The organism is Pseudoalteromonas tetraodonis (assembly GCF_002310835.1).
Taxonomy (GTDB): Bacteria; Pseudomonadota; Gammaproteobacteria; order Enterobacterales; family Alteromonadaceae; genus Pseudoalteromonas; species Pseudoalteromonas tetraodonis.
Map to the genome: position 1 here is coordinate 1,819,010 of NZ_CP011041.1, position 16,006 is coordinate 1,835,015.

A 16,006-nucleotide genomic window follows, 5' to 3' on the forward strand; every position below is an offset into this window, starting at 1 on the left:
CTACTGATTCTTTAATTCTTCAAGTTCTTCCCAACGCTCAAAAGCGGCTTCAAGGTCAGACTCGAGTTGGGCTAAATGGTTCAATTCCTTAGCTGTTACATCACTGTCTTGCTTGAAAAAGTCTTCGTGACTTACTCGTTCTTGTTGTTTTTCAAGCTCAGCTTCAAGTTGTTCCATTTTATTAGGTAGTTGCTCTAGTTCAAGTTTTAATTTGTAAGAGAGTTTATTTGCTTTGTTATTACTTTTAACGGGTGCCGGCTCTGGTTTTTCAACCTTTTTAACTGGCTGCTGTTGCTGCTTCTTTTCTTGCTCTGCTAAATAGTTGGTATAGGCTTCATAATCGCTGTAGCCGCCAACGATATCTGTTACCTTGCCGTTACCCTCAAAGGCCCATACACTCGAACACGTATTATCAATAAACTCTCGGTCATGGCTAACAATCAGCACAGTACCTTGGTATTGATTGATGATATCTTCTAGTAGCTCTAACGTTTCTATGTCTAAGTCGTTGGTAGGCTCATCAAGTACCAATATATTTGATGGCTTTAAGAACAACTTAGCCAGAAGTAATCTATTTTTTTCACCACCTGAGAGCGCTTTTACGGGGGTGCGAGCACGTGCTGGCGGGAACAAAAAGTCTTGTAAATAACCTAATACATGACGAGAACGCCCGCCCATCATGACCTCTTGCTTACCCTCAGCTACGTTGTCCTGAACGGTCGCTTCTTCATTAAGCTTTTCACGGTACTGATCAAAATACGCAAACTCTAAATTAACACCTTGCTTTATTTCGCCACTGTCTGCTTTTAAATCTCCGAATAGAAGCTTTAATAAGGTCGTTTTACCAATACCGTTAGGGCCTACTAATCCAATACGATCACCACGCATAACCAAAGTAGAGAAGTCATCAGCAATGATTTTATCTTTAAATGCATGGTTTAAGTGTTTCGCTTCAAACACTAATTTACCTGAACGATCAGCCGTTTCAATATTGAAATCGGTTTTGCCTACTTGATCAACGCGTTTTTTACGCTCATTACGTAATTGTTTAAGCTCACGAACTCGCCCTTCGTTACGCGTACGACGCGCTTTAACACCTTGGCGGATCCACGCTTCTTCTTCTGCTAAACGCTTATCGAACAATGCATTTTGCGTTTCTTCCACTTTTAAATCATGCGCTTTTTGTTCTAAGTAAGTGGCATAATCACCTGGATAAGAAATTAGTTTACCGCGATCTAAATCTAAAATACGTGTTGCAACGGCGCGAATAAAAGCACGGTCATGCGATATAAATACAATCCCGCCTTTAAACTCTTTTAAAAATTGCTCTAACCACATTACACTTGTCATATCTAAGTGGTTGGTAGGCTCATCGAGTAATAATAAATCAGGCTCGCTCACTAGCGCACGCGCAAGTGCAACTTTACGTAACCAACCACCAGAAAGTGATTCTAGTTTTGCATCGGGGGTTAATTCTAGTTGGGTTAAAACCAGTTGAATACGGCTATCAAAACGCCAGCCATCAGCTGCTTCTAACTTATTTGATAAGCGCTCTAGTTTGTTGAGTAACTGATCAGTACAATCTGTTTGCAATTGTGTACTTACATGATGAAAATCAATCAGTAAGTTAGCAATTTCAGGCATACCTTGGGCAACATAATCAAATACAGTGCCGCTTGCCCCTTTAGGCGGATCTTGTTCTAAACGCGATATTTTTAAACTACCGACTTGGTTTATTTCGCCGTCATCGAGTATTACTTGGCCATCTAAGACTTTTAGAAGCGTTGATTTTCCTGCACCGTTACGCCCTACAATACACACACGTTCGCCGCTTTCTATAACCGCATCGGCATTATCTAATAATGGGTGCGTCCCGTAGGCTAATTGTGCTTTTGAAATTCTAATTAAATCCATAGTTAATCTTTACTCTTATTCTGCTTGCGCTAAAAACTGCTGCGCCTGAGGTGCAGTAAACGGCCAAAACAATTGCTGGCCTTGTTGATTTTTTAAAACCGGAATACTGATTTGATACTCTAAAATTAATGAGTCATCGCTCATAATATCAATAAGTTGTAATTCATCAGCTGATGAAAGTAACGGTTTTAACAGTTGCTCAGCTTGCTCACACAAGTGGCAACCGTCTGTGTGATATAAAACCCACTTAGCCATGTTTAATTAACCAGCTATTATGAATTTTTTTATTACGTTTAAAATCGGGAGATAAGGTTTTTTCTGAAATATTTTCCGCTTTTAAGCCTAAGCCCATTAACCCTACTTCGTCCATCACAAAGCCGCGTTTATTGTTAGAAAATATAAGCGTACCCGATGGGCTCAATATTTTTTTAACCCAAGTTAACAGCTTAATGTGATCATTTTGTACATCAAACGCATCTTTCATTCGCTTAGAGTTAGAAAATGTTGGAGGGTCTAAAAAGATCAAGTCGTATTGGCCTTGTGCATGCTCTAACCATTTTAAACAGTCTGCTTGCTCAAACCGATAACGCGTATTGCTAATATCGTTAAGCGCAAAGTTATCTTGCCCCCATTTTAGGTAGGTTTTAGATAAATCAACGGTAGTAATCGCTTTTGCACCGCCTAATGCAGCATGAACCGACGCTGTTCCCGTGTAGGCAAACAGATTTAAAAAGCGCTTATCTTTTGCATTTTCTTGAATGTAACGACGCGCAAGACGGTGATCTAAAAATAGTCCGGTGTCTAAGTAATCAAATAAGTTAACTTTAAACTTAGCACCAAACTCCTCTACCACCATGGTTCTGTTTTGCTTAGCCATCGGGGTATATTGTTCTTCACCTTTTTGCTTTTTACGTACTTTTACCGCAATGTTTTCAGGTGCAATATCCAGTTGTTGCGCTGTTAAGCTAATAACATCTTGCAAGCGTTTTTCTGAGGTTTTTTCATCAATTTCTTTTGGTGCTGCGTATTCAAAAATAACCGCTGAATCACCATAAATATCAACCGCAACGTTATATTCAGGAATATCTGCATCATACACGCGATAGGCGTGTACTTGATTTTGCTTAAGCCAATTTTTTAAGCCTTGCTTATTCTTTTTCAAGCGATTAGCAAAAGCCATTGAGCCTTCAAAGTTTAAAGCCGGTTTATCATCCGTGGTAAGACTCACTTGCTTGTCATCAAGTTGATACAAGTTTAATTCAACATCAAGTGGGCCATTTTTAAATTTATAACGTTTTTGCTTAACCAATTTAAGCAGTTTAAACAAGCTTTCATCCATGCCTAATAAAGCTAGTTTCCAGTGGTTGAAGTGTTTTTTAAAGCCAACACCTAAACTGCGATGTAAGTTAACCAGCTCAGCCATAGAGCCAATTCGCTCACCATAAGGTAAATTAGAAATAACAACACCCGGCAATTTAGCAACCGCAGTCAATTTAGTTGCATCGCTTTGTTTAAACTTAATTACCGTATCAAGTTCTGCGCGCTGCGCATTGGCAATGGCTTTATCAAGGACATTTGCGTCGTAATCATGGCCAATCAACCACAATTTAGGGTCGGTAATATTTGCTAAAAGCTGCTCTTTTAGTTCTTTAAATTTTGCCACTCTAAAGCTAGGTAAACGTTCAAACGCAAAGCCTTCACGAAATAGACCTGGCGCTTCATTACGCGCCATTCCAGCGGCTTCAATTAAAATAGTACCAGCACCACAACAGGGATCAAATAAAGGCTGGTTAACATTTTCAAGCCAGCCACTGCGTTTAATAATTGCTGCAGCTAAATGTTCTTTAATTGGTGCTTTACCTTGACCTTGACGGTAACCACGCTCTGATAAACGCGGGCCTGAATAATCAATATAAAGTGAAACACCATGGCGATTTAAACGTGCAACCACTCGTACATTCGCATCTTGCTTATCAACATTTGGGCGCTGTTCATACAGATCATTAAAATAATCAACAATCGCATCTTTAATCACTAACCCTGAAAACTGGGTATTTTTAAGCGAGTCGTTTGTGCCATTAAAGTCAACAGCAAAGGTTTGCGTAGGCCCAAACCACTCTTGCCAAGGTTGTAAGCGTGCAAATTTATACAAGCTGTCTTTGTCATTTACGCCTTCTTTTTCTTCAATAAGCATAAGTACACGCGTAGCAAAGCGTGTTGATAAACACACCTTTTGCGCTAGCAATGAGTCAGCCTCAAAGCGAACAGAACCCACAGTTTGTTTTGACACCGTAGCGCCAAGCTCTGTAAGTTCATCAACCAATAAATTTTCGATTCCGATAGAAGTAAGTGCGATAAATTGCAAAGTAAAAACCCTTAATAGCTAATTGCGCGGGATTATAACATAGGTTTGCGTACAAATACGCCATAAACACGGTGGGAAAACTAAATTAGATTAAGCGGTTTGACTATCGTACTGTGAGATAATAAGCGGGTGAACACGGTTGTTTAATACGCGGATCACTTCAAACTGTGAGAGTGATAAATTATCGTCAAGCGCAAAGGTTTCGCTTAAATTAATACACACAGAAGCATCAGGGCAATGCTCCACAATTAAAAACTCGCCAGTTTGAGATTCAGAGCTCAAGTTGATAACGGCTTCAGTACTAGGTGTTGTACCCGTGTAAGTTTTAAAAAACCAACTTTTAGCTAAAACGGGCTTTAATTGAAACTTAACCGCGGTGGCATTGAGCGCTATTTGACATAATTGCGCAGGATTCCATAAGTTAAACTGCTCGAGGTAATAATATACCTGCTCATAAAAAGCGGCGTCTTCTAAACTAAAGTAAGGGTTTTTAAAGGTGCAATCTGTTAATTGCCTTAGTTTATAAGGGGTGCATAGTTGCATATCGTCATTTAAATCAAGCAGTAAGCGGTTTTTTTCAGCACACGCTATCCACTGCCATTGCTTTGACGCTTGTAACATTTGCTCCTCCCTACTTAGTACTTAAAAAAATAAAATAAGACAATAAGCTTAGAGTATAGCTGCTTTTGACCATTTTTAAAACGTCTTTTTAGAACATTTATCGAACGATCAAAAGCTTACATAACTGATCCTTATAAGTCGTTAATGATCGACTTGACCAATTGTGGTCCTTTATAAATAAATCCAGTGTAAACTTGAATCAAATCAGCCCCTGCGTTCATCTTCTCTTTAGCCGATTGAACGTCATCAATACCGCCTACACCAATGATAGGTAATTGATTATTAGTTAAACGTTTTAGTTCAGAAACAATATGAGTTGAACGCTCTCTTACCGGAGCACCCGATAACCCCCCTGCTTCATCAGCATACTGCTGACCTTGCACTAGGCTACGCTCAAGGGTGGTATTTGTGGCAATCACACCATCAATTTTATTCGTTAATAATGATTCGCTCACTTGTTCAATTTGAATAGGATCTAAGTCTGGCGCAATTTTAACCAGCACAGGTACATTTTTATTATGCTTGGCAATTAAATCTAACTGTTCATTTTTTAAACTTTGCAATAGGTCATCTAATGCTGCGCCATATTGTAAGTCACGCAATCCTGGTGTGTTAGGTGATGAAATATTGACGGTTATGTAAGATGCATACTCAAACACTTTTCGCATACAGTGAATGTAATCATCTTTGCCTTGTTCATTCGGCGTATCTTTATTTTTACCAATATTAATACCTAAAATGCCATCATACTTTGCTGCTTTTACGTTATTTACTAGATTATCAACGCCTTTATTATTAAAGCCCATGCGATTAATAATTGCATTCGACTGTGGCAATCTAAACATACGAGGCTTATCGTTACCTGCTTGTGGACGCGGTGTTACTGTGCCTACTTCGACAAAACCAAACCCCATTTGGGCGAATGCATCAATACACTCGGCATTTTTATCAAGACCAGCGGCAAGCCCTACGGGATTTTTAAATTCGAGGCCTAAAAAGTTAACAGGCTTATTTGCCACGCTTTGTGACCACGCGGCACTTAACGGTGTATTAGCAAAGCGACGTAAGTTATTAAGAGCAAAATCATGGGCCCACTCCGCATCACGGGTAAACATAAAACGGCGAGCTAAATCGTAAAACATGAATATAATCCTCTTAAAGTTGTAGACAAAAAAATACCTCAGACAAGGCTGAGGTATTATATAACAAAAAACTGTTTAACGATTAATTTTAATCAGTTGCAGTTTATTACTTTGCAGAGGTATCACAGTTGTGGCCTAGTAACATAAGCTCTCTAAGTGCAACTGAGAATTTTGCAAAGTCATGACTTTGCGATGTTTTAAATTCAGTGAGCATTTGTTTCCAGCGCTGTAACAACAGATCTTGGCTATCCATCCACTGTTCAATTTGGCCATCAACATCACTACTATCACCTTCAAAGCTGTTTAACACTACTTCAGATAATGTACGTTGTTGCCAATCTAACTCTTCACGATATGAAGCACGCGCAAGTGCTTGCCAATGGTTTGAAACAGGTTGATTAGTAATTTGGTCTAAGAACCAATGTAGCCCCATTTGCGCACCAAGTTTGAAGTAAGTGTGCGATACCATATCGATTTTACGATTAGAGTTTTGCGCAATTTGTGTCAAGTCCATTACAGAGAACAAGCTTGATAACGATACAATACGTTGAGCAATCTCAACCGGAACACCGCTTTGCGTTAGCTCTTCACGTGCACTTTCTATACGATCGCTTTCTGCTTTAACAATGTATTTATTTAAGTTTTCACTTAAATCGGCAAATGTTGGTGCAAATGCTTCAATTGATTGCTCAATTGTTTGTGCTTTCGTACGGTGACGTAAGAACCAACGAGTTGCACGACGAACAGTACGACGTAACTGGTACAACATTTCTGTTTGTACGTTAGACGGTATCTTGTTATCTAAGTCACTAATTGATAACCAAGTGTCACGCATTTGGAATATTTCACTTGCGATTGAATAACATAATGCAATCTCAGCTTCGTTTGCACCTGTTTCTTCATTCATACGCACCATAAAGTTTAAGCCCATATCGTTAACAATATTATTTGCTAACTTAGTGGCAATGATCTCTTTGCGTAGTGGGTGATTATTCATAGCATCGTTAAACTTCTCACGTAATGGACGTGGGAATGATTTAACCAATAACTGACGATAGTAAGGGTTTTCGGTAATTTCGTCGGTTACTAATGACTCTTTAAGAACCATTTTCGCATAAGAGACCAACACTGAAAGCTCAGGACGTGTTAAATCTCTGCCTGCGGCAGCACGCTCTGCTAACTCCTCATCCGTCGGAATAAACTCAATCGCACGGTCTAACTTGCCCTCTTTTTCAAGCGCATGAATAAAACGAATTTTTTCTTTAAGCGTTGAGGTCCCTTTCGATTGGGTAATCGATAAAGTGTGTGTTTGACGATAACAGTCTTTAAGCACTAATTCAGATACTTCGTCGGTCATTGAGTAAAGTAACTCATCACGTTGCTTACGTGTTAAATCACCTTCGGCAACTAAACCATTAAGTAAGATTTTAATGTTTACTTCGTTATCTGAACACGCAACACCGCCTACGTTATCGATAAAATCAGTATTTACACGGCCACCTTTAGCAGCAAATTCAATACGACCTAACTGGGTTGCCCCTAAGTTACCGCCTTCGCCAAAGACTTTAGCGCCAAGGTCTTTACCATTAATGCGTAGTGCATCGTTTGCACGGTCCCCTACATCCGCATCTGTTTCTTTAGAGTGCTTAATGTATGTACCAATACCGCCATTCCACAATAAATCGAACTCCATCATAAGTGAGGCTTTGATCAATTCATTAGGCGTCATGCTGGCTTTTTTAGTGCCCAACATTTTTTTCATTTCTGGGCTTAGCGTAATCGACTTGGCTGCACGAGAGAACACACCACCGCCGCTTGAAATTAACTCTTTGTTGTAATCTTCCCATGATGAACGTGGCAAATTAAATAAACGCTCGCGCTCTGGGTAAGAAGCAGCTGCATCGGGGTTTGGATCCACAAAAATATGTAAGTGGTTAAACGCCACTTGCAAACGAATGTGCTTTGATAACAACATACCATTACCAAATACATCACCGGCCATGTCACCAATGGCAACGGCAGTAAAGTCTGTGGTTTGACAGTTAATATCCATTTCACGGAAATGACGCTTAACAGACTCCCATGCACCACGCGCAGTAATACCCATTTTCTTATGGTCGTAACCTACTGAACCACCTGATGCAAACGCATCACCCAGCCAGAAGTTATATTCGATTGCGATACCGTTCGCGATATCAGAGAAAGTCGCAGTTCCCTTGTCCGCTGCAACCACTAGGTACGCATCGTCTTCATCATGACGAGTAACATCAACAGCAGGTACAACTTCGCCGCGCTCAATATTATCTGTGATATCTAATAAGCCACGAATGAAGATTTTGTAACATTCTTGGCCTTCTTTGATAAACGCTTCGCGCTCACTAGGTAGTTGTTTACATACAAAGCCACCTTTTGAACCAACCGGTACAATTACGGTATTTTTAACCTGCTGCGCTTTTACCAAGCCCAAAACTTCAGTACGGAAGTCTTCACGACGGTCTGACCAACGAAGGCCGCCACGCGCAACTTTACCAAAGCGTAAATGCACACCTTCAACACGCGGCGAGTAAACGAAAATCTCAAACGCAGGAACAGGCAGTGGTACTTCTGGAATTAAACTTGGTTGAATTTTAAGTGAAATGTATGACTTAAACTTACCTTCAGCATCTTTTTGGAAGTAGTTTGTACGCAGCGTTGCAACAATCATATCAACGTATAAACGGATAATACGGTCATCATCAAGATTCGCTACGTTTTCTAACTCTGCATAAATTTCTAAGCCTAGTTTTTCAAGTGTTTTAGCACTTGCAGGACTTTTAACTGAGAATTTTTTAGCAAATAAATTAACGATTTTAGCCGCGATGTGTGGGTAATTAGCAAAGGTGCTTTCGATGTACGTTTGCGAGAAAGTAACCCCAATTTGGCGCATGTATTTAGCGTACGCACGTAAAATTGATGCTTCGCGACCGGTTAACCCACCCATTAACACTAAACGGTTAAAACCATCGTTTTCTAAACGATTTGCCCACACACTGGTTAGTGCGGCACGAAAACGTGCGGAAATTTTATCAAAATCGGCCATCCCTTTGCTATCAATCAGCATTGAGAAGTCCATGATCCAATTAATGCCACCATCACTGGTTTTAACTGAGTAAGGTGTTTCACCTACAACACGTAAACCAAAGTTTTCCAGCATTGGCATCACATCTGATAAGTGAATTGGCTCATCTTTGTGGAATAAGCTTAAACGAACAATATTGCTGCTCGCCTCTTCTTGTGGACGATAAAACAACATCTCAAGTTTGTTGTCATCGTTTAGCATTTCTAGCTTTTCAATATCAACAACAGCGGCACTTGGTAATACTTCTTCTTTGTATGAACGTGCAAAAGCGTTGCAGTATTTACGGTTTAATTCGTTACCACGTGCTTCACCAGCAGATTCGAGTAAGGCTGATTGGAGTTTATCTTCCCAGGTACGAGCGGCTTCAATTAGATTATTTTCTATGTCTTTCACGTTATATTCAATATTGTTATCGGTCACACGAACGGTGTAATGAGTACGCGCCAGTGTTGACTCTGAGAAATAGGTAGTAAATTCGACTTTAACGTCAGAATTAAATGCATTCGCTAAAATAGCCTGCGTTTCGCGGCGCAGCGCCGTGTTATAACGTTCACGTGGTACATACACCATACAAGATAGGAAGCGACCGTATGCATCTTTGCGAACAAATAAACGACACATATCGCGTTCTTGAATTTGTAACACGCCCATAGCAACTTCAAGTAGCTCATGTTCGCGAGCTTGCACTAATTCGTCACGTGGGTAGGTTTCTAAGATGTTTAATACCGCTTTGTATGCATGTGTACCCTTAGCAAAATCACACATATCCATAATGCGATTAATCTTGCTTTTAAGAACCGGGACATCAGCAGCGCTGTTGTTATAAAAGTTAGATGAGAATAAACCTATAAAACGGTCTTCACCAATCACATTACCTTTGTCATCAAAACGCTTAACACCCACATAATCAATATAGGCTGGGCGATGAACTCGAGATAATGAATTGGTTTTTGTTAAAATTAATAAGTTACTACTACGTGCTTCTTGACGAGCCACTTCAGGTAACTCAGAAAGCAAACGTGTATGCTCAGCATCTGAATTTTTCATTAACCCTAAGCTGGTATCCATTTTACCTTTTAATTGATAATCACCTTGGACTGGCGAAAGCTCATATTGGCGGTAACCCATTAATGTAAAGTTGTCTTTTACTAGCCAATCTAAGAACTCAACGGTTTCATTTATTTCGTTATCATTTTTATCTTTGTGGCTTTTAGGTAAGCTTTTACTAACTGCGATTAGTTTTTCGCGAATAGGCTGCCAATCTTCAACCGCAACCGATACATCAACGAGTACAGATTCAAGTTCTTTTTTGAAAGACTCAATAACAGTAGCATCTGTTTGACGGTCAATTTCTATGAAGAATACTGTTTTTGTTGATGTTGATTCTTGCTCTGCTTTTAAGCTTGATAACCCTGATATTTTATCGTTTTTATCACGTTGAATTTTCAGTGGGCTATGTAGAAGTAAGTGAGAGGCAATGTTTTCTCGTGTCATGGCCATACGCACAGAGTCAACTAAAAATGGCATATCTTTAGCAATGATCTCTACAATGGTATGCGATGACTGCCAGCCATCTTTTGCCACTTCAGGGTTGAAAACGCGAATAACTGCGTCATCTGATGTATTTTTTTCTAGCGAATTCCAAAGGCTAAGTGCAGCACCATATAAGTCACTGTCGTTGCGATTTGCCAAATCCTCTTTAGACATATTGCTGTACAAGGCTTTGGCGAATTTCTCAACGAGTAACACATTATCAGCGCGAACTTTTTTCTGGATAAGCTTACAGACGTTATCTAAAATAACCGAGGCTTGGCCTTCATTTCGTGTCATTGTATGTTCCTTAATCTATCACTGCTAGTTTAGCAGAGTATTTGTACAGCCATTTATTAGCGTGGAGTCAGTTAAATTCTAACCCTTTTGAAACTAATAAACAGCCTTTTCGATGAAAACATTTTAAGCATTTCAGCTATTTGGTCATCTATTCACAAAATATAGATATAAATGGCCATTACTGGCCATTTTGGAGCAAATTTATTCACCTTATTTTTTCTGGTCAGTCCAGAGCAAGCTGCCAATTGCAGGTAAAAGTAACACTGCGCCCAACATATTTACTAAAAACATGAAGGTAAGCAGAATTCCCATATCAACTTGGAACTTCAAATCAGAAAAAATCCACGTACTTACACCAATCGCTAATGTAATACCGGTAAATAACACCGCACTACCACGTTCAACTAATGCATTACGATAAGCAATACTCAATGGTACGTTTTGTTTTAACTGCCCCATCATCGATGACAAAATATAAATACCATAATCAACACCAATACCTACACCCAGAGCAATCACTGGTAACGTTGAAACAGTCAGACCAATCTCAAGCTGTACCATCAGTGCTTGTGCAAGGGTTGATACTATGTACAAGGGTAATACCACCGCAATTGTTGCTTTTACACTCTTAAAACTAAGTAAGCATAAAATAATAACCGCACCGTATACATACAACATCATAGGTATTTGCGCTGCTGAAACAGACTCATTCGTTGCAGCCATAACACCAACTGGCCCTGACGCTAATTTAAAGGCAAGTTTATCTGTGCCCTCTTCATCGGCAAATTGTTTTACTTTTGCAATCACGTTATCAATTGTTTGTGCTTTGTGATCGTCTAAAAATATAATCACCGGCATTACCGAACAATCACCGTTTAATAACCCTGTACTGGTTTCTACACGTGACGTTGATTGCACTAAACTGGCAGAATTGCGCGGCAAACTTTGCCACTTTAAATTGCCCTCGTTGTAACCGGCATTGACCGATTGTGCCACTGAACTCAGGCTCACTGCTGACTGCACGCCCGCTAAGTTTTCAACTTTATATTGAAAACGCGATATACGTTCCATTACATCGTGCTCTGTACAGGCCGCAGGGTATGCTTCCACAATCACTTTTAAAATGTCAGACGAAATGGTGTATTTGTCCGATATTAAAAAGGTATCTTGGTTGTAACGTGCATCTTGGTGCAACGATGGCGCACCTGCGTGTAAATCACCTATACGCATTTTATCTGCTTGCCAATAACCCAATGCAAATAAAACCAAGGTAAAACCTATGATCATTTTTGCTGTTTTAGGGTCAGTTGCTTTAACTAATAAATCGCGCATTGCATCGAGTATATTCGGTTTGTTGGCATCACCCGATTGAATATGGATGCTGTTTTCAAAACGCATATACGATGCCCATACAGGCAATAAAATAAGATTAGTAAATATAATAACAGCCACCCCTAAACTTGCTGTAATAGCCAGTTCACGAATGATGCCGATATCTATGGTTAAAAGTGTTAAAAAGCCAACCGTATCTGATAACAACGCAATCCCACCTGGTACCAGCAAAGCTCTAAAGCTAGATTGACAACACACGGCGGTCGCTTTGCCCTCAGTGACTTTTTTACCAATGGCGTTGATCATCTGCACACCGTGGCTTACACCAATTGCAAAGACTAAAAAAGGAACTAAAATTGACATCGGATCAAGGCCAAAGCCTAAACTAGACAATAAGCCTAACTGCCAAATAACGGCAATAATAGAACACACAATTGGTAAAATAGTGAGTTTCAAGCTGCCACAAAATAGCCATACCATGACGAATGTAAACGCAATCGCGATGGCAAAAAATAAAACAACCCCTTTTGCACCTTCAGCGATATCGCCAGCCATTTTTGCAAAACCGATAATATGAATACTGATATTATCAGTACTTAAAGGTTCACGAATCTCGGTTTCTAATTTTTTTGCAAACGCGAGGGTGTCTAATTTTTCTTGTGTTTGCGGATCAGTCTCTAACAGTTGGGCGGTGACCATGGCACACGAATAATCGCTTGCTATCATACGACCAACTACTTTTGCCTTTTCAATATTTTCTTTTACAACGCCTAACCCTTGCTTGTCTGCTTTAAAGTTAGCTGGAATGATAGGGCCACCGGCAAAACCGTCTTCAACGACTTCAACAAAACGGGCACTGGGTGAAAAGATAGAATTTACTAAAGGACGATTTACCCCAGGAATAAAATAAAGCTGATCGTGCACTGCTTTTAATTGGGTAAAAAATTCAGGATTGAAAATATCTCCGCTGTCGTCACATACAGAAATTAAAATACTATTTGCACCACCGAACTGTTTCTCATGTTTAGTGTATACCTTCATGTATTCATGATTGAGCGGGATATTTTTATTAAATGACGCATCAAGTTGAATCTGTGTTGCTTTAAAAACCAACAAACAGGTAATTAGCACAAAACTTATGAGTACTACTGTGCGGTGCCTAAAAATCGCTTTTTCTAAGAAATCTAAAATTGCTTGCATTAAGGGGTCAACTCCTTCACTTTAATGCCATTTTCTGTCGCCATAATAAGTCTATCTTTAACAATTACACCATCAAGTATTGCTTTACCATCGGCCAATTGCTCGTATGACAGCTCATCACCTTTTAGATGAAAAATAACACCGCTATTAGCCAGTAATAGCCATTGTTTATTGTTGTAGTTGATAATGCTATTAATAGTGGCGGTTTTGTCATTTTCTAAATGCTGCCATTGTCCACTGTCGGTTTTATTTACGAAAATATTACCGCGTAGCCCCGCGACGATTTGTTGCGATGAATCAGAAGCAAAACCAAAAAACGAGCCAGGATAAATTTCATCTATCCGTTGCCATGTTTGGCCATCGTCATCACTTTTTGCCATTAAGCCCATCTCTCCCACTAGTATTAAACCCGTACTAGTCGGTTCTATGCGGTTAAAATGTGGCAAAATAGACGAGGTTTCTATTTCATACCCTTCGGGATCGGTTTCTTTTAAATCGTTTAAGTACGTTCTATCTTCACTAAATAACAGTGAATCTAAAAACCGTTTTTGCCAATGTTCGCCGCCATCACTGGTTTGATAAAACATACCGTAGGCGCCCACGGCATAACCATGTAAATCGTCTTTAAAATAAATATCTAAACAGGGTTTATCAAGTGAGGGCTTTGCTTGTTGTAACTGCCAGTTTTCACCACCGTCGGTGGTATTTATAATTGTGGCGTCATGTCCACATGCCCAGCCGTGAGAATCATTAGTAAATTCAACCGCCGTTAGTAATACTTGTGTAGGCACTGATTGTGCTTGTTGCCAATTGTTACCATCAACACTTTTAATTACCGTACCGTGCTTACCCACAGCAATGAGCCCTGCTGAGGTTTGTGTGATATCGGTAAGGAGTGTTTTATCTGCATTAATCGCGCTAATCGCACTTAAAGGTGCGTCTTGTGCAAAACTCGCACCGCTTAGGATCAGGCTGGCATAAACCAAATACTTCATAAATTAAATTCGCCTTGAACTGAGGATTTGTTTGTCTGTTATAAAGAGGAAAACCTGTGCGTTAATAGACAAACGCGATGTGAAAGAAAAAAGGCACCTAGGAAACTAGGTGCCTGCTTTTATACTATCTGCCAGCGCGACGTAAAGCGCTCGATGTGAACTCATTATCATTAAATGACTGAGAAAAATCATACATCTTTTCTTGATTATCTAAACCAATGGCTAAGTAACGACGTGAGTTAAGGTCGTGGTATACCTCAAGCGTACTCCACTGAGTCGGTACTTCGTAGTAGTTAAGGCCATAAGCCATTGCTACACGATACAGTTGGTCGCGATTATCGTATATATCGGTAACATGTACTTGCCAGCTGTCTTCATCAATGTAGAACACACGTTTTTTATAAATATGGCGCGTGTCATCTTTTAAGTTTGCTTCAACAACCCACACACGGTGTTTTTCATAACGTGTATGCTCTGGGTTGATGTGGCCCGGCTTTAAAATATCATCATAGGTTAGCTTATCACTATGAAGCTTGTAGCTATTGTATGGGATATAAAGCTCTTGCTTGCCTTTTAGCGTCCAGTTATAACGATTTGGTGAGCCGTTAAACATGTCAAAATCATCGGTAGTACGTAAGCTATCTGCTGCTGTACCCGGAGCATCATACGCTACATTAGGTGCACGACGAACACGACGCTGACCTGAATTATACGTCCACGCTTGACGTGGTGTTAATATTTGATCCATGGTTTCATGTACTAACAATGCCGTACCTGCCAAACGTGCTGGCTCTGTCACTTGCTGTTTAAACTTAAACAAAATATTAGAGTCTTGTAGTTCAGCCGGCGTTGCACTTGGATCAGAATATTTAACTAATAGTTGCTCATCAAAGCCAACATAGTTGTACGACCCCGATGCTGTTGGCGCTGCTTGACCACCAAAGCGCTCAATTGATTGACCACGATAGCGAAGTAAATGGTTCCAAATTGCTTCTAAACCTGTTTTAGGAATTGGAAATGGAATACCAATTGCTGTGTTCTTAATCCCGTTACCACCTTCAACTAATTCAGCTGTAGTAGCAAATTTCTTTGTCGCATCGTATACAAACTGTGGGTATGACGCTGAACGACGTGTTTTGTAAATAGGCATTTTAAACGTATCTGGGTACGCTTCAAATAATGCTATTTGCCCTGGGCTTAAATTTTCTTTGTACTTATCAATATTGCTTTTATCTATAGTAAACAATACTTCATCAGTTGCGTAAGGGTCTAAGTGGTGCATACCCGGCTCATAACCTGCTGGTGCAGCAGTAATACCGCCGTTCCAAGCTGGGATTGAACCATCTGCATTAGCTGCTTTTTCTGCCCCAATTGGGCTTAGGTCTTTACCTAGACGCGCAGCTTCTTCTGGACTAATTTTAGCCAGTGCTGTGTGACTTGCAAACAAACTACAAAACGCTGTAGCAATGAGGGTAGGTTTTTTAATCAT

9 protein-coding genes are annotated in these 16,006 nt (G+C 39.9%); all 9 read right to left on the bottom strand.

The window, feature by feature from the left end:
- Entirely contained in the window at positions 1–1,914 is a 1,914-nt protein-coding gene (gene uup / locus PTET_RS08400; protein ID WP_058154687.1) for an ATP-binding cassette ATPase Uup, read from the bottom strand.
- 15 nt (positions 1,915–1,929) lie between these two features.
- Positions 1,930–2,169: a glutaredoxin family protein gene (locus PTET_RS08405; protein ID WP_016900376.1), complete on the bottom strand. Its 240-nt coding sequence runs from the start codon at positions 2,167–2,169 to the stop codon at positions 1,930–1,932.
- On the bottom strand, positions 2,162–4,279 hold the full coding sequence (gene rlmKL / locus PTET_RS08410) for a bifunctional 23S rRNA (guanine(2069)-N(7))-methyltransferase RlmK/23S rRNA (guanine(2445)-N(2))-methyltransferase RlmL (RefSeq protein ID WP_024603050.1): 2,118 nt from the start codon (positions 4,277–4,279) through the stop codon (positions 2,162–2,164). Before rlmKL ends, PTET_RS08405 begins: the two co-directional genes overlap by 8 nt.
- A 90-nt stretch (positions 4,280–4,369) precedes the next feature.
- Positions 4,370–4,900, bottom strand: a complete 531-nt coding sequence (locus PTET_RS08415) for a cell division protein ZapC (protein ID WP_036954637.1) — start codon at positions 4,898–4,900, stop codon at positions 4,370–4,372.
- A gap of 131 nt (positions 4,901–5,031) precedes the next feature.
- The gene (gene pyrD, locus PTET_RS08420) at positions 5,032–6,042 is read right to left on the bottom strand and encodes a quinone-dependent dihydroorotate dehydrogenase (protein WP_036954635.1); all 1,011 of its coding nucleotides are present in this window, start codon (positions 6,040–6,042) and stop codon (positions 5,032–5,034) included.
- Between the two features lie 106 nt (positions 6,043–6,148).
- Positions 6,149–10,990, bottom strand: coding sequence for an NAD-glutamate dehydrogenase (locus PTET_RS08425; RefSeq protein WP_036954632.1), 4,842 nt, complete (start codon positions 10,988–10,990; stop codon positions 6,149–6,151).
- A gap of 210 nt (positions 10,991–11,200) precedes the next feature.
- On the bottom strand, positions 11,201–13,522 hold the full coding sequence (locus PTET_RS08430) for an efflux RND transporter permease subunit (protein WP_028835179.1): 2,322 nt from the start codon (positions 13,520–13,522) through the stop codon (positions 11,201–11,203).
- Positions 13,522–14,517 carry a WD40/YVTN/BNR-like repeat-containing protein gene (locus PTET_RS08435; protein ID WP_096038459.1) on the bottom strand — a complete coding sequence of 332 codons (996 nt, stop codon included), beginning with the start codon at positions 14,515–14,517 and terminating at the stop codon, positions 13,522–13,524. Before PTET_RS08435 ends, PTET_RS08430 begins: the two co-directional genes overlap by 1 nt.
- Positions 14,518–14,641: 124 nt before the next feature.
- Positions 14,642–16,006, bottom strand: a complete 1,365-nt coding sequence (locus PTET_RS08440; RefSeq protein WP_008112052.1) for a DUF1329 domain-containing protein — start codon at positions 16,004–16,006, stop codon at positions 14,642–14,644.

Coding starts and splice junctions, on each gene's coding strand:
- uup (WP_058154687.1), bottom strand. CDS start 1,914: ATGGATTTAATTAGAATTTCAAAAGCACAATTAGCCTACGGGACGCAC.
- PTET_RS08405 (WP_016900376.1), bottom strand. CDS start 2,169: ATGGCTAAGTGGGTTTTATATCACACAGACGGTTGCCACTTGTGTGAG.
- PTET_RS08415 (WP_036954637.1), bottom strand. CDS start 4,900: ATGTTACAAGCGTCAAAGCAATGGCAGTGGATAGCGTGTGCTGAAAAA.
- pyrD (WP_036954635.1), bottom strand. CDS start 6,042: ATGTTTTACGATTTAGCTCGCCGTTTTATGTTTACCCGTGATGCGGAG.
- PTET_RS08425 (WP_036954632.1), bottom strand. CDS start 10,990: ATGACACGAAATGAAGGCCAAGCCTCGGTTATTTTAGATAACGTCTGT.
- PTET_RS08430 (WP_028835179.1), bottom strand. CDS start 13,522: ATGCAAGCAATTTTAGATTTCTTAGAAAAAGCGATTTTTAGGCACCGC.
- PTET_RS08435 (WP_096038459.1), bottom strand. CDS start 14,517: ATGAAGTATTTGGTTTATGCCAGCCTGATCCTAAGCGGTGCGAGTTTT.
- PTET_RS08440 (WP_008112052.1), bottom strand. CDS start 16,006: ATGATTAAAAAACCTACCCTCATTGCTACAGCGTTTTGTAGTTTGTTT.